16 protein-coding genes are annotated in these 17382 nt (G+C 69.3%); 9 read left to right on the forward strand and 7 right to left on the reverse strand.

Annotated features, from left to right (window positions below):
• On the reverse strand, positions 1-1956 hold the full coding sequence (locus ACIBG5_RS21925) for a PQQ-binding-like beta-propeller repeat protein (RefSeq protein WP_396393323.1): 1956 nt from the start codon (positions 1954-1956) through the stop codon (positions 1-3).
• A 90-nt stretch (positions 1957-2046) separates the two neighbouring features.
• Positions 2047-3261, reverse strand: a complete 1215-nt coding sequence (locus ACIBG5_RS21930) for a helix-turn-helix domain-containing protein (protein ID WP_396393324.1) — start codon at positions 3259-3261, stop codon at positions 2047-2049.
• 126 nt (positions 3262-3387) lie between these two features.
• On the opposite strand from ACIBG5_RS21930, the gene ACIBG5_RS21935 reads away from it, so the two are divergent.
• Entirely contained in the window at positions 3388-4020 is a 633-nt protein-coding gene (locus tag ACIBG5_RS21935; RefSeq protein WP_396393325.1) for a maleylpyruvate isomerase family mycothiol-dependent enzyme, read from the forward strand.
• A 3-nt stretch (positions 4021-4023) separates the two neighbouring features.
• Here the strand turns inward: ACIBG5_RS21935 and ACIBG5_RS21940 are convergent, their stop codons facing one another.
• Positions 4024-5949 carry a potassium transporter Kup gene (locus tag ACIBG5_RS21940; protein ID WP_396393326.1) on the reverse strand — a complete coding sequence of 642 codons (1926 nt, stop codon included), beginning with the start codon at positions 5947-5949 and terminating at the stop codon, positions 4024-4026.
• Between the two features lie 100 nt (positions 5950-6049).
• Between ACIBG5_RS21940 and ACIBG5_RS21945 the strand changes: the two genes are divergently transcribed.
• Positions 6050-7303 carry an MFS transporter gene (locus tag ACIBG5_RS21945; RefSeq protein WP_396393327.1) on the forward strand — a complete coding sequence of 418 codons (1254 nt, stop codon included), beginning with the start codon at positions 6050-6052 and terminating at the stop codon, positions 7301-7303.
• Positions 7300-7833 carry a chloramphenicol phosphotransferase CPT gene (gene cpt / locus ACIBG5_RS21950; RefSeq protein WP_396393328.1) on the forward strand — a complete coding sequence of 178 codons (534 nt, stop codon included), beginning with the start codon at positions 7300-7302 and terminating at the stop codon, positions 7831-7833. Before ACIBG5_RS21945 ends, cpt begins: the two co-directional genes overlap by 4 nt.
• Here the strand turns inward: cpt and ACIBG5_RS21955 are convergent.
• Positions 7811-8440 carry a TetR/AcrR family transcriptional regulator gene (locus ACIBG5_RS21955; protein WP_396393329.1) on the reverse strand — a complete coding sequence of 210 codons (630 nt, stop codon included), beginning with the start codon at positions 8438-8440 and terminating at the stop codon, positions 7811-7813. The two genes, cpt and ACIBG5_RS21955, sit on opposite strands and share 23 nt — an antisense overlap.
• A 74-nt stretch (positions 8441-8514) precedes the next feature.
• Here ACIBG5_RS21955 and ACIBG5_RS21960 point away from each other — a divergent pair, with 74 nt between their 5' ends.
• The 3 genes from ACIBG5_RS21960 to ACIBG5_RS21970 are packed head-to-tail and all read left to right on the forward strand — an operon-like array spanning position 8515 to position 11107.
• Positions 8515-9525, forward strand: a complete 1011-nt coding sequence (locus ACIBG5_RS21960) for a hypothetical protein (RefSeq protein WP_396393330.1) — start codon at positions 8515-8517, stop codon at positions 9523-9525.
• Positions 9525-10484 (forward strand): aldo/keto reductase, encoded by a 960-nt coding sequence (locus ACIBG5_RS21965; RefSeq protein ID WP_396393331.1) that lies wholly within the window; start codon positions 9525-9527, stop codon positions 10482-10484. The genes ACIBG5_RS21960 and ACIBG5_RS21965 overlap by 1 nt, the downstream gene beginning before the upstream one ends.
• A gap of 26 nt (positions 10485-10510) precedes the next feature.
• Complete coding sequence (locus ACIBG5_RS21970) at positions 10511-11107, forward strand: TetR/AcrR family transcriptional regulator (RefSeq protein WP_396393332.1); 597 nt, start codon at positions 10511-10513, stop codon at positions 11105-11107.
• Here ACIBG5_RS21970 and ACIBG5_RS21975 read toward each other — a convergent pair.
• Positions 11094-12191: an aldo/keto reductase gene (locus ACIBG5_RS21975; protein WP_396393333.1), complete on the reverse strand. Its 1098-nt coding sequence runs from the start codon at positions 12189-12191 to the stop codon at positions 11094-11096. The genes ACIBG5_RS21970 and ACIBG5_RS21975 overlap by 14 nt on opposite strands.
• A gap of 100 nt (positions 12192-12291) precedes the next feature.
• On the opposite strand from ACIBG5_RS21975, the gene ACIBG5_RS21980 reads away from it, so the two are divergent.
• Positions 12292-14292, forward strand: a complete 2001-nt coding sequence (locus ACIBG5_RS21980; RefSeq protein ID WP_396393334.1) for a GMC oxidoreductase — start codon at positions 12292-12294, stop codon at positions 14290-14292.
• Between the two features lie 3 nt (positions 14293-14295).
• Here ACIBG5_RS21980 and ACIBG5_RS21985 read toward each other — a convergent pair whose 3' ends face one another.
• Both ACIBG5_RS21985 and ACIBG5_RS21990 read right to left on the reverse strand, forming a co-directional pair.
• Complete coding sequence (locus ACIBG5_RS21985) at positions 14296-14814, reverse strand: VOC family protein (RefSeq protein ID WP_360449254.1); 519 nt, start codon at positions 14812-14814, stop codon at positions 14296-14298.
• Positions 14815-14883: 69 nt separating this feature from the next.
• Complete coding sequence (locus tag ACIBG5_RS21990; RefSeq protein WP_396393335.1) at positions 14884-15585, reverse strand: LysR family substrate-binding domain-containing protein; 702 nt, start codon at positions 15583-15585, stop codon at positions 14884-14886.
• 56 nt (positions 15586-15641) lie between these two features.
• Between ACIBG5_RS21990 and ACIBG5_RS21995 the strand changes: the two genes are divergently transcribed.
• On the forward strand, positions 15642-16013 hold the full coding sequence (locus tag ACIBG5_RS21995; RefSeq protein WP_396393336.1) for a DUF5997 family protein: 372 nt from the start codon (positions 15642-15644) through the stop codon (positions 16011-16013).
• Positions 16014-16110: 97 nt separating this feature from the next.
• A complete protein-coding gene (locus ACIBG5_RS22000) occupies positions 16111-17379 on the forward strand; it encodes an ABC transporter substrate-binding protein (RefSeq protein WP_396393337.1) in 1269 nt (422 codons plus the stop codon).
• Positions 17380-17382: the final 3 nt, after the last annotated feature.

A 17382-nucleotide genomic window follows, 5' to 3' on the forward strand; every position in this document is an offset into this window, starting at 1 on the left:
TCACTTCTCCCCGGGCAGGTTTCCGATGCGGACCAGATCCCGGCCCTTGATCGTGTAGAGGGCGTCGCCGGTGGGCGACGTCGTGATCAGCGGGTAGCTGTAGATCTGCGCGGCCAGTCCGTCGACGACCGTCGTCACCGTCGGCGCGCCCTCACGGTTCGGGACGAGTTGGAACACGCGCTGACTGTCCGTCCCGAAGAGCTCGGAACGCGCGACCGTCAGCCGGCTCTGACTGGTGCCGAGGACAACGGTCGAGAGCAGCTTGCCGGTGTGCGGATCCAGCACAGCGAGACGCCCGTCGTCGGTGGTCGCGTAGAGGTTGCCACGGTAGGTCAGGAGGTCGCTGTAGCTCTGGGCGCCGGCCAGCGGTGCCACTTCCCACAGCGGGCGGTTGCTGCGAAGGTCGAAGGCGACAACCGTTGCCTCGGGCAAGATGGGCGTCGTACCGAGGCTGTTGCGCGTCGCCCCGCCGAGGTAGGCGATGCCGGAGTCCGTGGTGACGGAGCGGACCGACTGGTGCGGTACGACGCCGCGGTGGACCTCGCGGATACCCGTGTCGAGGTGCTGCTCGGTGAGCGTTCCGTCGTACTTCCCGTAGTCGGGCTCGGTCGCGATGAGCCAGGTCTGTGAGCGCGCGTCGTACGCGTCGTCGGTGGGGCGGGTCTGCTCGTTGCCGATCTGGCCGAGCTCGTGCAGGCCGGAGCCGTTCGGCTTCATCGCCCACAACCGCGCGAGCGTGTAGACGCCGAGGTAGACGTCATCGCCGACCGGGGTCAGGGTCTTGGCTTCACCGGGCAGGAAGGTCCGCGTGCTGGTGCCCGTGGCGAGATCGTGGACCTGGATGCCGGCCTTGCCGCTGACGAGCACCGAGGTCTCCGTGGCCGCGATACCCATCGCCTGCTCGGGCGCGGGTGGCAGTCCGGCCTGGCCGAGATCGGTGCCGCTGAACGTGGCGGTCGCCTCGTCGAAGTCGACGACCTGGCTCGTCAGCTCGGCCCGGATCGTCGATCCGTCGACGAAGATCCGGTTGAAGTACGCGCCGTCGTACGGCGAACCGAGCGGTGTGAGCGTGCTGCCGCGGTACCGGTAGAGCGTCCCGGACGGGCGGGTGCCGAGGTAGACATCGCCGGTCGGCGGGTCGATCGTGATGGCGGTGACGTACTGATCTCCGCCGGGCGTCTGCACCTCGACCGGGTTGCTGAGGTCGGCGGTGTCGAACAGCAGCATCGTGCCGGTCGGCGAGAGGCCGGCGGCGAGCGTGCTGCCGGACAGGGTGAGCGTGGCGACGAAGGTGCGGTCGGCGTACTTGGCAGGGAGTACGTCGTGCCGATCGCCGCTCGCGCGGTCGATCGCGATCAGGTGGGCCTTGGTGCCGACGCCCGCGTAGATGGTGGTCGCGTCGGCGGCGATGCTGCGCACGTACTGCTCGCCGGCGATCGCCGCGCCGTAGGACTTGGTCGTGCCGCTGGCCGGGTCGTACTCGTGGACGGCGCCGTCGGGGTAGGTACCGGCGACGATCTTGCCGTCCGGGGTGGCGGCGATCGACCAGATGAACGAGCCGAACTGCGCGACCTTGGTGGCGGTGCCGGTCGCGGTGTCGATGCGGTAGACGTCGCCGGGGGTGTACAGGCCGACGTACAGATCGGTGCCGAGGTGCGCCATGGCCCAGGCGCCGGCGCCGCTGGGCAGCGCGAGTTTGCGATCGACGGTGCGCGTGACCGGGTCGAAGGCACCGACCTGCACCGGGGAGACGCCGGACGTCACGGTCCAGATCTGGTCACCGATCTGCTCGGCCACGCTGGTCGAGGTGACGGCGGACGCCGGGCCGAGGGTGTCGATCGTGACCGGATTTTCGGGCTTGGCCGGAACTGCGGCCGTGGCGGAGCTGCCAACACTCAGCAATGTAGCGCAAACGACGACGGTGCCGATCAGTCTCCGTGTGAACCGCTTGTCCACAAGGCCTCCCGGGATGAGCCTACCGCTATTACGGTCATGGCTGTAATTATCCCGGAACCCTACGCGGGCCCGATTCGGGGCGTCAACAGGTCAGAGATGGACGCGGTAGATGATCAGCGGGCGGCCGCTGCTGGGGCCCGCCTGGGTGCCGGTGGCATCAGCCAGGCCGGCGCGTTCGAGGCGGTTGAGGACCCGGCGGGCGGTGCGCGGCTGGATGCCGAGGTGGTCGGCGACGGTCCGGGTGGTGAGACCGGCCTCCGGGGTCGCATGGACCAACTCCTGGAGTCGCTCGAGGGTGGCCTTGGACAGGCCGGCGCGTTGCGCGAGGAGTTGGAGCTTCGAGCGTTGCTGCGCGCGGGGTGCGCCGCCGCCGACGAGGACCAGGTCGATGTCGTTGCGCAGCGAGATCACGGCGGCGGTTCGTCCGGCGGTCTTCGCACGGCCGAGGGCGCGGCGGGCCAGTGCCTCGGTCTCGGTGCCCGAGCCGCCGATGCCGAACCCGATGCGCACCGGTCCGAACTGCTCCTTGAGCCTGTTCAGCATGCCGAGCTCGGTGAACGCCGCGGTCGCCTGCTCCAGTGGTCCCCGTGTGGCCACGACCAGGAATCGCTTGTCGTCGTACCGGATGACGCTGCCGCCGAGAGAGCCGGCCTCGCGTCGCAGGGCGCTCTCGCCCTCGGCTGCGATCTCGACCAGGCCGAGGGCGATCTGCGCGTCGTCACTGCGCAGAGCGTCGTGGACCAACAGCAGACCGTTGACCGCCGCGCGGACCGAGTGGACCGAAGGCGCCAGGCGGAGCGTCGTCTGCTCGGTCCGAAGTTTCTCGTAAGCCGACCGGATGCAGGTGATGGCGACGGTCGCGCGGGCCTCGCGGTGGAAGGCGAGGACGTCGTCGGAGCTGAGGCCGGGGCGGTACGGGAGGACGCGGATGCCGCGGGTCGGCAGCCCGACCTCGCCGAGCGTCTCGTGGACCTGCGCCTCGTCCAGGATGTCGATGCTCATCGAGGTGATGTCGCGGCCCTCGCGGAGGAGCTGGACCAGCGCGCGCATCAGGGTCGCGCCGGTGTACTCGACGTGCACGGCGGGGCGGTCGAGGAGATCGTTCGCCGCGGCGATCTGATACGGGACGACTCCGGTGAACAGCCAGGCGTCGACCGTGGGTGGCGCCTCGGCCATCACCTTCGGGGTGTCGGTCTCGCGGCGGTAGCGCAGCGGCACGACCTCGATGCCGCGCTGGGAGGCGAGGACACGGCTGGTGGACGTGACCAGATCCGACGGACCGACAACCCCGATCGTCGTCACCATCCGCGGTCCTCCTCACTGTGCGCATATGTCCGGCGCGCTCAGTCTCACCAGATCACCGACCCCCTGCAAGAACGCGCGCCGTACGCAGCCGACCAAGGGTTCACCGCGGTCCGCTAGGTTTCGAGCATGACGCGCACACTCGCCACCAGTCACGGTTGGGTTGCCCAAGGTACGGCGCTGTGCGCCGGAGCGCTCGCGGACGCGGATCTCGAGGCTCCGTCGTCACTGCCCGGATGGACGCGCAAGCATGTCGCCGCGCACCTGTCCAACAACGCGGAGGCCCTCGGCAACCTGGTGCACTGGGCGCGGACCGGCGAGGAGCGGCGCATGTACACGTCGCCGGAGCAGCGCAACTCCGACATCGAAGCCGGGTCGCAGCGTCCCGCCGATGAACTGCTGCAGCGGTTCCAGGTGACTGCGCAGACCCTGGCCGAGGCCATGTCGGAGCTGACCGAGGAGCAGTGGCAGGCCCAGGTGCGGAGCGCGCAGGGGCGCCCGATCCCGGTGACCGAGGTGGCGTGGATGCGCAGCATGGAGGTGATGATCCATGCCGTCGACCTCGGCACCGGTATCACCTTTGCCGACCTGCCGGCCGACTTCCTCGAGGAACTCTGCGCCGACATCCGCGCGAAGAGTGAGACCGACCCGCAGGTGCACGGTCCGCTGCACCAGCGCGCGGCGTACCTGACCGGCCGTCCCTACGAGGATGTGCTCACGCCCGACGGCAAGCCGGCAGCACCGCCGCCGCCCTGGTTGTAGTGGTCAGACCTCGACGTGCGACCCGATGATGACCGTCCGGTCGCGAGGCAGGTTGAAGTACTCGGCGGCGTCCGCGGTGATGTGTGACGTGGCGATGAACAGGTGCTTCCGCCAGGTCGCCATCGTCGCCGCCGGCCCCTTGCGCAGCTCGATCTTGGACAGGAAGTAGGAGGCCCGCTCCAGGTCGATCCGGCCCTCGGTCGCCTCCGGGTCGAGCAAAGCCAGCGCCGCGGGCACGTCCGGCGTCTCCATGTACCCGAACCGCGCGGTGACGTGGGTGATCCCGTCGTCGCCGTACCCGAGGTCGTCGGCGGTCACCCGTTGGTCGTCGGCGACGCGCGGCACCGGCTCGGTGTGGATCGAGACGATCACGACATGCTCGTGCCGCACCTGGTTGTGCTCGACATTCGCCCGCAGAGCCAGTGGTGCCGTCGTGCGGCCGCGGTTGAGGAAGATCGCCGTACCCGGAACCCGCTGAGCCACCAGCCCGCCGGAGCGCAGCTCCTCGATGAACTGGTCCAGCGGACCCTCGAGCCGTTCGCGTTCGGCGGTGACGATCGCCCGGCCGCGTTGCCACGTGGTCATGATCGTGAACGCCGTGAGCGCGATCAGCAGCGGCAGCCAGGCACCGTGCAGGATCTTGGTCAGGTTCGCGGCGACGAACAGCAGGTCCACCGACAGCAGGAGGACGGCGCCGGTGACGATGATCCAGCGCGGGGTGCTCCACCGGATGTGCGCGACGTAGAAGAACAGCAACGTGGTGATCGTGATCGTGCCCGTGACCGCCATGCCGTAGGCGTAGGCGAGTGCCGCCGAACTGCGGAACGCGAAGATCAGGGTCAGCACCGAGGTCAGCAGCAGCCAGTTGATCCACGGCACGTAGATCTGGCCGATCGTGGTTTCCGAGGTGTGCGCGATCCGCAGCCGCGGGAGATACCCGAGCTGCGCCGCCTGGGACGCGACCGAGTAGGCCCCCGTGATGACCGCCTGCGCGGCGATCACGGTCGCGGCTGTGGTCAGGACTACCAGCGGCAGCCGGGCCCAGTCCGGGACGAGCAGGAAGAACGGACTGCTGAGGTTGGATTGGTCCTCGAGGATCAGCGCACCCTGACCCAGATAGCTCAGCGTGCAGGCCGGCAGGACCATGCCCAGCCAGCCACGGGTGATCGCCCGGCGCCCGAAGTGACCCATGTCGGCGTACAGCGCCTCGGCGCCGGTGACAGACAGGACGACGGCGGCGAGGGCGAAGAACGCGAAATGGAAGTGGCCGGTCAGGAAGCCGACCGCGTACGTCGGTGACAACGCCCGGAGGATGCCGGGATGCTGGACGATCCCACTGATGCCGCAGGCACCGATCACCACGAACCAGACGATCATCACCGGTCCGAACACCTTGCCGACCGCCGCGGTGCCGCGCCGCTGGACCAGGAACAGTACGACGATGATCACCGCGGTGATCGGTACGACGTAGTCGGCCATCGACGCCTCGACGGTCTTGAGTCCCTCGACCGCGGACAGCACCGAGATCGCCGGCGTGATCATGCTGTCGCCGAAGAACAGTGAGGCGCCGAAGATGCCGAGCGCGGCCAGCACCACCGCCGCGCGGCCGCCGCGCTGGCTGCCCCAGCGGCGGAGCAGGGTGATGAGGGCCATGATGCCGCCCTCGCCGTCGTTGTCGATCCGCATCGCCAGCAGGATGTAGGTGACTGTGACGATGATCATCACCGACCAGAAGATCAGCGAAACGACGCCGTAGATGTTGTCGGTGCTGACCGGGACCGGATGCGGGTCCTCCGGGTTGAACACGGTCTGCAACGTGTAGATCGGGCTGGTGCCGATGTCGCCGAACACCACTCCGAGTGCCGCGACGATCACCGCCAGCCGCACCGTGTCCCGCGCAGAGCCGTGGGGCGCACCAGAAGCGTTCACGGGCCGGAACCCTACCGCCCCGGGGTGGCCATTTCGCGGACCGACGTCGAGAACCGGCCGACCACTCCGACGTACCAGGTGACCGAGAAGGAGGGACCTGATGAGTCCGGAGCGGATCCTGCGCACGTACGTCACGCTGAGCGCGGTGGCGACCGGGGCGTCGTCCATGATCTGGGGCATCAACACGTTGTTCCTGCTCGACGCCGGCCTGAGCATCGGCGAGACCTTCGCCGCGAACGCGTTCTTCACGGTCGGCATGATGCTGTTCGAGGTGCCGACCGGTGTCGTCGCCGACACGGTCGGCCGGCGGGCGTCATACCTGCTCGGTGCGGCGACCCTGTTCGGGTCCACGCTGCTCTACCTGCTGCTCTGGCAGCAGCACGCGCCGTTCGTTGCCTGGGCGGGCGCTTCAGCGCTGCTGGGGCTGGGGTTCACGTTCTTCAGTGGTGCGACCGAGGCCTGGCTGGTCGACGGCCTGCACGCCACCGGGTACGACGGTGAGCTGGACGCCGCGTTCGCGAAGGGCCAGATCGCGAACGGCGTCGCCATGCTGGTCGGCTCGATCTCCGGTGGGCTGCTGGCCCAATGGACGAACCTCGGTGTCCCGTACGTCGTCCGCGCGGTCCTGCTCGCGGTCACGTTCGTCGTGGCGTGGCGGTCGATGCGCGACGTCGGCTTCACGCCGAAGCCGCGGGTGTCGGTGGCCGGTGAGATGCGCGGCATCCTCCGGGCCTCGCTGACCCACGGGCTGCTCAATCCGCCGGTCCGCTGGCTGATGCTCGCGGGTCTGTTCGGGGCCGGCGTCGGCGTCTACGGCTTCTACGCCGCACAGCCGTATCTCCTCGAGCTGTACGGCAACCCCGATTCGTATGCGGTCGCCGGGCTGTCGGCCGGACTCGTCGCCGGTGCGCAGATCGTGGGCGGCGCCTCCGCGGCGTACCTGGGCCGTCTGTTCCGTCGTCGTACCACGCTCATGCTCGTGGCGACCGGTGTCACCGTGCTCACGCTGGTGCTGATCGGCCTGGTCTCGGGCTTCTGGATGGCGCTCGTGCTGCTGAGCCTGTGGGCCGTCATGTTCGCGGCGATCGGGCCGGTCCGGCAGGCGCTGCTGAACAGCCAGATCCCGTCGGCCCAGCGAGCGACGGTGTTGTCGTCGGACAACCTGCTCGCCTCCGGCGGCGGGGCGGTCATCCAGCCCGCGCTCGGCCGGTCCGCCGATGTCTGGGGCTATGGCACGGCCTACCTGATCAGCGCGGTGATCCAGCTCCTCGCCGTACCGTTCCTGCTGCTGGCCGGGCGGAGCTGGGCCCGGACCAGTCGCAAGCCCCTGGAATCGCTATCGTTGCCGGCGTGACGGGTCGGCTGATGGTGGTCAACGGTGGGTCCAGTTCGGGGAAGTCCGGGATGATCCGGTGCCTGCAGGCGATCCTGGACGAACGCTGGCTGACGTTCGGGGCGGACAGTTTCGTGGAGGCGATGCCGGCCGCGATGCAGGCGTCGGACGACGGGATCCACATCGGCCCGAACGGCGAGGTCGTGGTCGGACCCGAGTTCAGGCGGCTGGAAGCGGCCTGGACGGCCGGGATCGTCGCGATGTGCCGGGCCGGTGCGAACGTCGTCATCGACGACGTGTTCCTCGGCGGAGCCGCATCGCAGCAGCGCTGGCGGGACGCGGCGGGCGAGGTCGAGATCCTCTGGGTCGGAGTCCACTGCGACCCAGAGGTAGCTGCCGGGCGCGAACTGGCCCGCGGCGACCGGGCGGTCGGGATGGCGGCTCTGCAGGCCACCCTCGTCCATGAGGGCGTCAGCTACGACGTCGAGGTCGACTCGAGTCACATGGAGGCGCTGGACTGCGCCCGGACTATCGCCCGCCACCTGAAGTAGCAGCGTCCTCGACCCGCGCGAGCGCGGAGCCGATCCGCGCCAGGTGATCAGCGGCGACCGCAGCCTCGTCGTCACCGGCCAGAATCCGGCGGATCGATTCCAGGTGGACGGTCCGATACGCAGCGACCGCCAGGGCTGCGGTGAGGCGGGCATCAGGTACGCCGGTGGCCTCCATCGCAGCGGCGATCGCCTGCTCGAGGTGGTCGAGTAGCTCGCGAGCGCGTGACTGCAGCGCACGTGAGGATTCGACCAGCCGCCAGAACGCCGCAAAACGACCGCGGATCGTGGACAGCGGATGCTCTTCGTCGGCCAGTCTGATCATCAGTTCGGACAACGCAGCGACCGCGGAGGTGTCGGCCGGGCGATCGGTGACGGCGGCAACCACCAGGGCCTCGGCCTCCGGGTAGCGGTCGAAGAGCAGGTCCTCCTTCCGCGCGAAGTGGGCGAACACGGTCGGCCGGGCGACGTCGGCGGCCTCGGCGATCTCCGACACGGACACCGCGTCGAAGCCACGCTCCAGGAAGAGCGCCGTCGCCATGTCGGAGATCCGGGTCCGGAGCTCGGCCTTCTTGCGCTCGCGGCGCCCTGGCGCTGGGTGCTGGTCCACGTCGTCAGGGTAGGTGAACTCGTACTCGATAAAAAGATGTACCGAGTATGAGATTGATTGCTACCGTAGTGCCCATGCGTCCTCTCGGGGTGAACTACGACACCGGCCTGCAGTACGACGGCCGTTCGACGCGCCGGCGCTTCGACGCCGGCACGGTCCGCGACGAACTGCGGACCATCGCCGACGACCTGCACGCTCCCGCCGTGCGGGTCTCGGGCAACGACCCGGACCGGCTCACCATCGCGGGCGAGGCAGCCCTCGACGCCGGCCTGGACCTGTGGTTCTCGCCGGTCCCGATGGATCTCGAGCCGGACGAGTTCATCGCCTTCTTGTCCGGCTGCGCGACGCGCGCCGAGACGTTGCGGACGAGCGGCCGGGGCGACGTCGTCCTGGTGCTGGGCTGCGAGCTTTCCGTGTTCTGCAAGGGATTCGTGCCCGGCCAGACGTCGGGGGAGCGGTTGTCGACGATGGCCGATCCGGCGACCTGGACCGATCAGGACAAGCTCGCGCAGCTGTACGAGGGCCTCGCGCGGTGGGGCGACGTGCAGCAGCGGCTGGTGGCCGCGGCGCGCGCCGAGTTCGGCGGCCGGATCACCTACGCCGCCGGGATGTGGGAGGACGTGAACTGGGAGCTGTTCGACATCGTCAGCATCGACGCGTACCGCGACCAGCAGAACGCGGCGACGTTCCACGACGAGTTGCTGGCGCGGCAGAAGTGGGGCAAGCCGGTCGCCGTCACGGAGTTCGGCTGCTGCGCCTACCGTGGCGCCGCCGCGCGGGGCGGCTCGGGCTGGATGATCGTCGACCGGGCCGTCGACCCGCCCGCGATCAACGGGCACTACGAGCGCGATGAGGAGGAACAAGTGGAGTACCTGCTGGAGCTCGTCGAGGAGTTCGACCGGATCGAGCTCGCGGCCGCGTTCTGGTTCAGCTTCGCCGGGTACGAACTGCCACACCGGCCCGGCGGCCCCGCCCACGATCTCGACCTCTCGTCGTACGGGCTCGTCGCGACCGACGACGACGGTGGCTGGCGGCCGAAGCGCGTCTTCGGTGCCTTGGCCGAGCTGAACGGCGGCCGCGGTTGATGGAGTCCGTCCGGTTGGGCGGGACCGGTCTGCGGGTCTCGCGGATCTGCCTGGGGATGATGAGTTTCGGCACCGGTGGCGCCCGGGAGTGGCACCTGGGCGAGGCGGCCGCGGAGCCGATCGTACGGCGAGCAGTGGACGCCGGGATCACGTTCTTCGACACCGCCGACGCGTACTCGAAGGGCACTGGCGAGGAGCTGACCGGCCGTTTGCTGCGGAAGTTCTTCGGCCGCCGCGAGGACTACGTACTCGCGACCAAGGTGTACTACCCGACAGGCCCCGGACCGAATGACCGCGGCCTGTCCCGAAAGCACATCCTGGACGCGATCGACGCGTCGCTGCGCAGGCTCGGCACCGAGTACGTCGACCTGTACCAGATCCACCGATGGGACGACGAGACGCCGATCGAGGAGACGATGGACGCGCTCGCGGATGTCGTCCGGGCCGGGAAGGCCCGCTATCTCGGAGCGTCGAGCATGTTCGCCTGGCAGTTCGCGAAGGCGCAGCGGGTGGCCCAGCAGTTGACACAGATCCCGTTCGTCTCGATGCAGAACCACTACAACCTGGTCTACCGGGAGGAAGAGCGCGAGATGATCCCGCTCTGCGTCGACCAGGGCGTCGGCGTCGTTCCGTACAGCCCGCTCGCCCGCGGTCTGCTGGCACGGACCGGAGGAGGTACGACGCGATCCGGCAGCGACCCGGTCGCCGATGACTTGTACGGCGAGAGCGACCAAGCGGTGGTGAAGGCCGTCCACGCGGTCGCCGCCGATCGTGGTGTGCCCCCGGCTCAGGTCGCTCTGTCCTGGCTCCTCGGCGCCGGCGGCGTCACCGCTCCCGTTGTCGGTGCCACCCGCACCCAGCATGTCGACGACGCGGTGGCTGCTGTTGACCTCACGCTGACCGCGGAGGAGCGAGCGCTGGTGGAAGCGCCGTACCGTCCGCATCCGGTGACCACCTGAATGGACCGGCGGGTACAGTCGACGGTGTGCTGACGGCGAAGGGTGTGGCGACGCGGGATCGGATCGTGGACGCGGCGGCCGCGGAGATCCGTGACCGTGGCGTCGGGGCGGTGACGCTCGACGACATCGGGCGGCGGAGCGGGACGGGCAAGAGCCAGCTGTTCCACTACTTCCCCGAAGGCAAGGAGCAGCTGCTGCTCGCGGTCGCCGAGCGCGAGGCCGACCGGGTGATCGAGGACCAGGAGCCGCAGCTCGGGCGGCTGACCACGTGGGAAGCGTGGCGGGAGTGGCGTGACGTCGTCGTGGAGAAGTACCGGCGCCAGGGTGTGAACTGTCCACTCGGTGTGCTGATCACCGAGATCGGGCGGCACACCCCAGCCGCGCAGGCGGTGACCGGCAAGCTGCTCGCACAGTGGCAGCGCCGGGTCCAGGCCGGGATCGAGGAGATGAAGGCCGACGGCAAGATCCGGGCCGAGGTGGACCCCGCCCGCGCCTCCGCGGCCCTGATCGCGTCGGTCCAGGGCGGGGTCGTCATCCTCATGTCGTCCGGCTCGGCCAAGCACCTGGAGTACGCGCTGGACCTCTGCCTGGACTACCTCCGCGGGGACATCACCGCCAGTTGAGCACCGGCGGTTGGTAGCCGGCCGGCTTGTCGGCGACCTTGGCTCCGGCGTTGACCAGCCAGCCTTGGTACTCCGGCGTGAACATGCGATACACCGACTCCGGCGGTACGGCGCTCGCCTCGTCGAGCGTGGATCGCAACTCCGCGGGGATCTCGAACTCGAGGGACGCCAGCGAGGAGCCGAGTTGCTCCGGGGTGCTGGCGCCGACGATCGCCGAGGCGATGCCGGGCTGCGTGGCGACCCAGTTGACCGCGACCTGGGCCATCGTCACACCGAGCTTGTCCGCCACAGACCTGACCGTGTCGAGCAGGTCCCAGTGCCGGTCGGTCCACGTCCGCACCGGGGCGGCGTCGCCGGTGAGCCGCCCGTCGCCGGTCACGCCCTGCGCGTCGTCGCGGCGGTACTTGCCGGTGAGGAATCCGCTGCCGAGCGGACTCCACGCCGTGATCCCGAGGCCCAGCGTCTGGCCGAGCGGGACGTGTTCGGTCTCGATCGTCCGCTCGACCAGCGAATACGGCAGTTGCAGGCTGACCATCGGCACCGACGAATGCGCGTCCGCGAGTGTCTGGGCGCGAGCGGCGTACCAGGCCGGTACGTCGGACAGGCCGGCGTACCGGATCTTGCCGGCTTGGGTGAGGTCGTCGAAGGTGCGCAGGACCTCCTCGATCGGGGTGATGCGGTCCCAGGTGTGCAGCAGGAACAGGTCGAGGTAGTCGGTGCGTAGCCGGCGCAGTGACTCCTCGACCGCGCGGATCATGTGCTTGCGGCCGTTGCCGCCGGCATTCGGATCGCCGGGGTCGACGCTGTTGGTGAACTTGGTGGTGAGCACCATCCGCTCGCGGAGTCCGGCTTCGTCGATCAGCTTGCCGAGGATCGTTTCGCTCTCACCGGCGGTGTAGAAGTCCGCCGTGTCGATGAAGTTGCCCCCGGCATCGATGTACCGGCGGAAGATCGATCGCGCGTCGTCCTCGGTCTTCCCGTACGGCGCGTGGAGTCCGCCGGTGCCGAAGTTCATCGTGCCCAGTGCCAGCCGGCTGACGCGCAGTCCGGACCGGCCGAGCAAGTAGTAGTCGTCAAGTGCCATGCCCACAGCGTTGCTTGCAAAAAATGGACCGGCAAGTACAAACGGTGACGGCGTGATTGAGTTGGGGTTGATGCTCGTCCATCGGCGAAGGGATCGGACTGTGGGGTTGTCGGAACGGCAGCGGATGGTGCTCGGGCGGTTGGCGGAGATCGCGATCCCGGCGGACGACTTCCCGTCGGCGGCCGAGGCCGGAGCGGTGGGGTTCATCGAGCGAGTGGTGACCGAGGACCGGCCGGACTGGCTCGTGCGGGTCGATCGGGCACTGGACGTCGCGGGGGATGAGCCGGACCTCGACCTGGTGCTGGCTGATCCGGTTGGCGCCTGGTTGGTGCGGATGATCGCGCAGGGCTTCTACGCGGGGGATGGGCAGGTCCGGCCGTCGGCGTGGACCATGGTCGGCTGGCAGGCGGACAAGGCCGGGGCGTGGGAGCCGGTGCAGACCGACCTGCGCATCACGCCGCGGTCGGAGTTGGTGGATCGCTACGACTGCATCGTGGTCGGCTCCGGCGCGGGTGGTGGTGCGTCCGCTCAGGTGCTGGCCGAGTCCGGGCGGTCGGTGCTGGTCGTGGAGACCGGTCGCTACCCGACCACCGCGTCGTTGTCCCGCGACCACCTGCGGAACCCGCGCTCGGTGGCCGGGCTGCCCGCGCTGACCGACCCGGATCCGTTCGGACGCCCTCGGGTCGCGGTCGTCGATGGCGTACCGCGGCAAGTGCTGCCGCCGGACGGTGGATGGGGCAACAACGCCTTCACGGTCGGCGGCGGCACTCGGGTGTACGGCGCCCAGGCCTGGCGGTTCGTGCCTCGCGATTTCGCGATGGCGAGCACCTACGGAGTTCCTTCAGGGAGCGCTCTGTCGGACTGGCCGATCACGTACGACGAGCTGGCGCCGTACTACACGTTGGCCGAGCAGAGGTTCGGGGTGAGCGGTGGCGGTGTGGACCCGTGGCACGAGCCGCGGGAGCTCCCGATGCCGCCCATGCCACGCACCGGTCCGGCGACACGGCTCGCGGCGGCCGCGGAGCGGCTGGGCTGGGGAACTCTCGACGTACCGCTGCTGATCAACTCGGTCGACTACCAAGGACGGGCGGGCTGTGTGCGGTGTGGGCAGTGCGTCGGATTCGCCTGCCCGGTCGAAGCAAAGTCCGGGACCCACAACACGGCGTTGCCGGCCGCACTCGCGACCGGACGGTGCACGTTGGTCACCGAGACGACTGCGGAGCGACTGGTCACCGATGCGTCCGGCCGCGTGACCGGTGTCGCTCTGGTCGCCGAGGACGGGCACTGGCGCCGGACCGTGCAGTGTGAAGAGGTCGTGATCGCCGCCGGTGCGACCGAGACGCCGCGGCTCCTGCTCAACAGCGCCCACGACCGCGAACCCGATGGCCTCGGCAACAACCAGGACCAGGTCGGCCGGCACCTGCAGGCTCATGTGTACGCCGGTGCGGTCGGGCTGTTCGACGACGAGCTGGCCGATCTGATCGGCCCAGGTGTCTCGATCGCGACCTGCGACTTCCGGCATGGGAACGACGGGATCGTGGGTGGCGGGATGCTGGCGAACGAGTTCGTCCCGACGCCGGCCGCGACGTACGACTATCTGACCGGCGCCGGGTTGATCCCGCGGGCCGGGGCGGAGGGGAAGCTGGCGATGCGGCGGGAGGCGCGACGCATGCTGCGAGTTGTCGGACCGATCCAGGAGGTCACGTCGGCGGAATCCCGGGTGCAGGTCGATCAGCGGGTCCGCGACCGCTTCGGCAATCCGGTCGTGACGATCAGCGGCTCCATCCACCCGGAGGACGTCCGCTCGCAGGCCTTCATGAGCGCGAAGGCCCGCGAGTGGCTGGAGGAAGCGGGCGCGGTCCGGACGGCTGTCGGCGGGGTGGGTACGACGCGGCAGGCGAGCAGCGGGCAGCACCAGGCGGGCACGTGCCGGATGGGCGACGACCCGGCGCGGTCGGTCACCGATCCGTACGGCCGGGTCTGGGGCCACGACAACGTCCGGATCGCCGACGCTTCGGTGCATGTGACGAACGGGGGAGTGAACCCAGTGCTCACCGTGCTGGCCAACTCCCTGCGGATCGCCGCGCACCTCACTAGGTGATGGTCAGGCGAGGATGCGGGAGATGCCGACGCCGCTGCGGGCGTCGCGGCCGTACTTGTCCACCTCGGCGGCGAGGTCCAGGCGGCGTACTCCGGCCTTCGCCCGGTCCTCGTCGGTGAGCAGGTCGGCCGGGATGATCCAGACGATCTCGAACTCCAGCCCGTTCGGGTCCTTGCCGTACAGGGACTTGGTGGTGCCGTGGTCGGACGAACCGACCAGGGCGCCGGCCTCGGCCAGCGTGGCGGACAGGTCCTGGAGGTCGCCGAGGGTGTCCACCTCCCAGGCGAGGTGGTAGAGCCCGACGGTAGTCTGCCCGGCACCGGACGGGCCGGCCTGCGGGCCGAGTTCGAACAGGCCGAGGTCGTGGTCGTTGGTCGAGCCGGGCGCTCGGAGGAAGGCCGCGCCCTGGTAGGCGTCGCCGCCCTCGGTGTAGCCGAACCCGAGCACGTCGCGGTAGAAGGCGACACTCTCGGCCACGTTCCGCACGTACAGCACCGCATGGTTCAAGCGGAAGATCGCCATCGAACAACCTCTCTCGTCGGGACCCTTTCGATGATAGTTGAAGACTCAACCTAGGGCCACGGCTGCGCGCTAGCGGCGGCGAGGTCTGCCCGGCTTCTTACCCGCTCCCTTGGTGGCCGGCGCTTTCTTGGCGGCGGCCTTCTTGGCCGGGGCTTTCGTGGCGGGCTGGGCGCCGCGGCTGCTGTTGACCGTCCGGCCGCGGACAATCCCGATGAACTGCTCCACCAGTTCAGACGTCTCGTCCTCGGGCCAGCTCAACGCGACCTGCGACTCCGGCGCGTCCAGGAGCGGCCGGTAGGTGAGGTCCTTGCGGTGGTGCAGCCGGGACAGTGACTGTGGTACGACGAGCAACCCGGTGCCCATGGCAACGAGTGCGATCGCATCCGCCGTGGTCGCGGGACGTTCGTCGATCACCCGTCCGGGTGGGCGTTCCCAGTCGAGGACGTCGTCCCGCGGGTGGAGCATGAGTTCGTCGGCCAGGTCGTCGGTGGTCACCTCGTCGGCCGCTGTCACCAGGTGGTCCTTCGGAACCACGACGACCGTCTGCTCGACGTACAAGGGGATGGCGTGCAGGCGGTCACGGTCGATCGGGAGCCGGAGGAGTACGGCGTCCGCCTCGCCGCGACGTACCAGGTCCGGCGCGTCGGCGGCGGTGACCTGGATCAGCTCCAGCGGGATCCGGGGAAGGCGCTCCGCCCACATCCGCACCCACTTGGCAGGTGTCACGCCGGGCACATAGCCCAGCCGGAAGGTGGGTCGGGGGCCGGTCACGGTGGCCAGGTTACCGGGCGTCACGCCAGGACGGGCATGGTCGCTACCCTTGCGGCATGACGGCGCGTAAGACACCCCAGACGATGAAGCCGGCCACGGCGGCCAAGAAGCTCGGGGTGTACCTCCAGGCAACCCCCGCGGAGTTCCAGGACGGCGCGGTCTCCCGCGACGAGCTGAACGCGCTCCAGGCCGAGCCGCCCGAGTGGCTCCGCGAGCTGCGCCGCACCGGTCCGCACCCCCGGCCCGTCGTCGCGGCCAAGCTCGGCGTCTCGATCAGCGGCCTCGCCCGCGCCGGCATCACCGAGGCGCTGACCACGGACGAGATCGAGGCCATCAAGTCGGAGAACCCTGACTGGCTCGAGCACGAACGGGCCACCCAGGCCGACGTCCGCCGCCAGGCCGCCGAGTTCAAGAACAAGACGGACTAGTCCGGCCCGACCCCTTGACGTGACCCGTCACTCAGGCACTATTTTCGGTCATGACCGTAAAGGCGGTCACAGCCGTGCGTACGTCTGGGAGGTCCTGATGAAGGTCGGAGTCAGCCGGGTCGTGGGGTCCGTGGCCGCAGTAGCGGTGGTGGCCGGATTGAGTGCGTGCGGCGGTTCGGGCGGTTCCGGCGGGTCCTCGGACCAGGCGGTCGTGACGGTCTGGATGTACCCCGTGATCGCGGACGAGAAGGCGGCCACGACGTACTGGACGCAGATCGAGAAGGACTTCGAGGCGGCGAACGCAGGCATCGACCTGCGGATCGAGCAGCAGCCCTGGGCGAACCGGGACCAGAAGCTGGCGACGGCGTTCTCCGGCGGCAAGGGACCCGACGTCCTGCTGCTCGGGCCGGACCAGATCCCGCAGTTCGTCACGTCCGGCTCGCTCGAACCGGTCGACAAGGTGCTGGACGCGGACAAGGACAAGTTCTTGCCCGGCGCCCTGGACGCGCTGAAGGTCGACGGCAAGCTGTACGCGGTCCCGATCTACCACACGGTCACCACGACGGTCTACAACAAGAAACTGCTCGCGAAGGCCGGCATCACCAAGCCGCCGGAGACGTGGGACGAGATCAAGGCGGCCGTGCCGAAGTTCAAGCAGGCCGGTGTCGCCACGCTGGACTACTCCGCCTCGCCGGAGGCGTCGCTGAACCTCAGCTTCTACCCGCTGCTGTGGCAGGCCGGCGGCAAGGTGTTCGCCGACGACGGCAAATCGGTGGCGTTCAACCAGGCACCCGGTGTCGAGGCGCTGACGTTCCTGAAGGGCCTGTACGACGACGGCGGGATCCCGAAGAGCGCCCTGTCGAACGCGAACGTGGTGGCCGACCAGGCGCTCGGCAAGCAGCAGGTGGCGATGGGCTTCACCAACACCCTGATCGACGCCAAGACCGTGGCCGCGAGCTGGGGCGCCGCGAACGTCGTGGTCGGCGCACCACTGGAGAACAAGAAGCGGGTCGGGTTCGGGCTGCCCGGCGGGCTCGCGGTGAACGCGGGATCGAAGAACGTCGACGCGGCGGAGAAGTTCCTCGGCTTCATGACCCAGCCGAAGCAGGAGATCAGCCTGGCGACCGCGTCCAACTTCCTGTCCCCACGCACCGACGCGCCGGTGCCGGCCGCCGACGAGCAGGCGAAGAAGTTCGAGGAAGCCCTGCAGTACGCCTACTCAGGTGAGGTCAACCCGGCCGCCCGCCAGGTGATGACGTTGCTGTCGGTCGAGATCCAGGCCGTGCTGACCGGCAAGAAGACACCGCAAGAGGCCCTGGATGCGGCGGCCAAGCAGTCCAACGATCTGCTCTCGAGACAGCGCTGACCG

The sequence above is a fragment of the Kribbella sp. NPDC050241 genome (assembly GCF_044459685.1).
Classification (GTDB): domain Bacteria; phylum Actinomycetota; class Actinomycetes; order Propionibacteriales; family Kribbellaceae; genus Kribbella.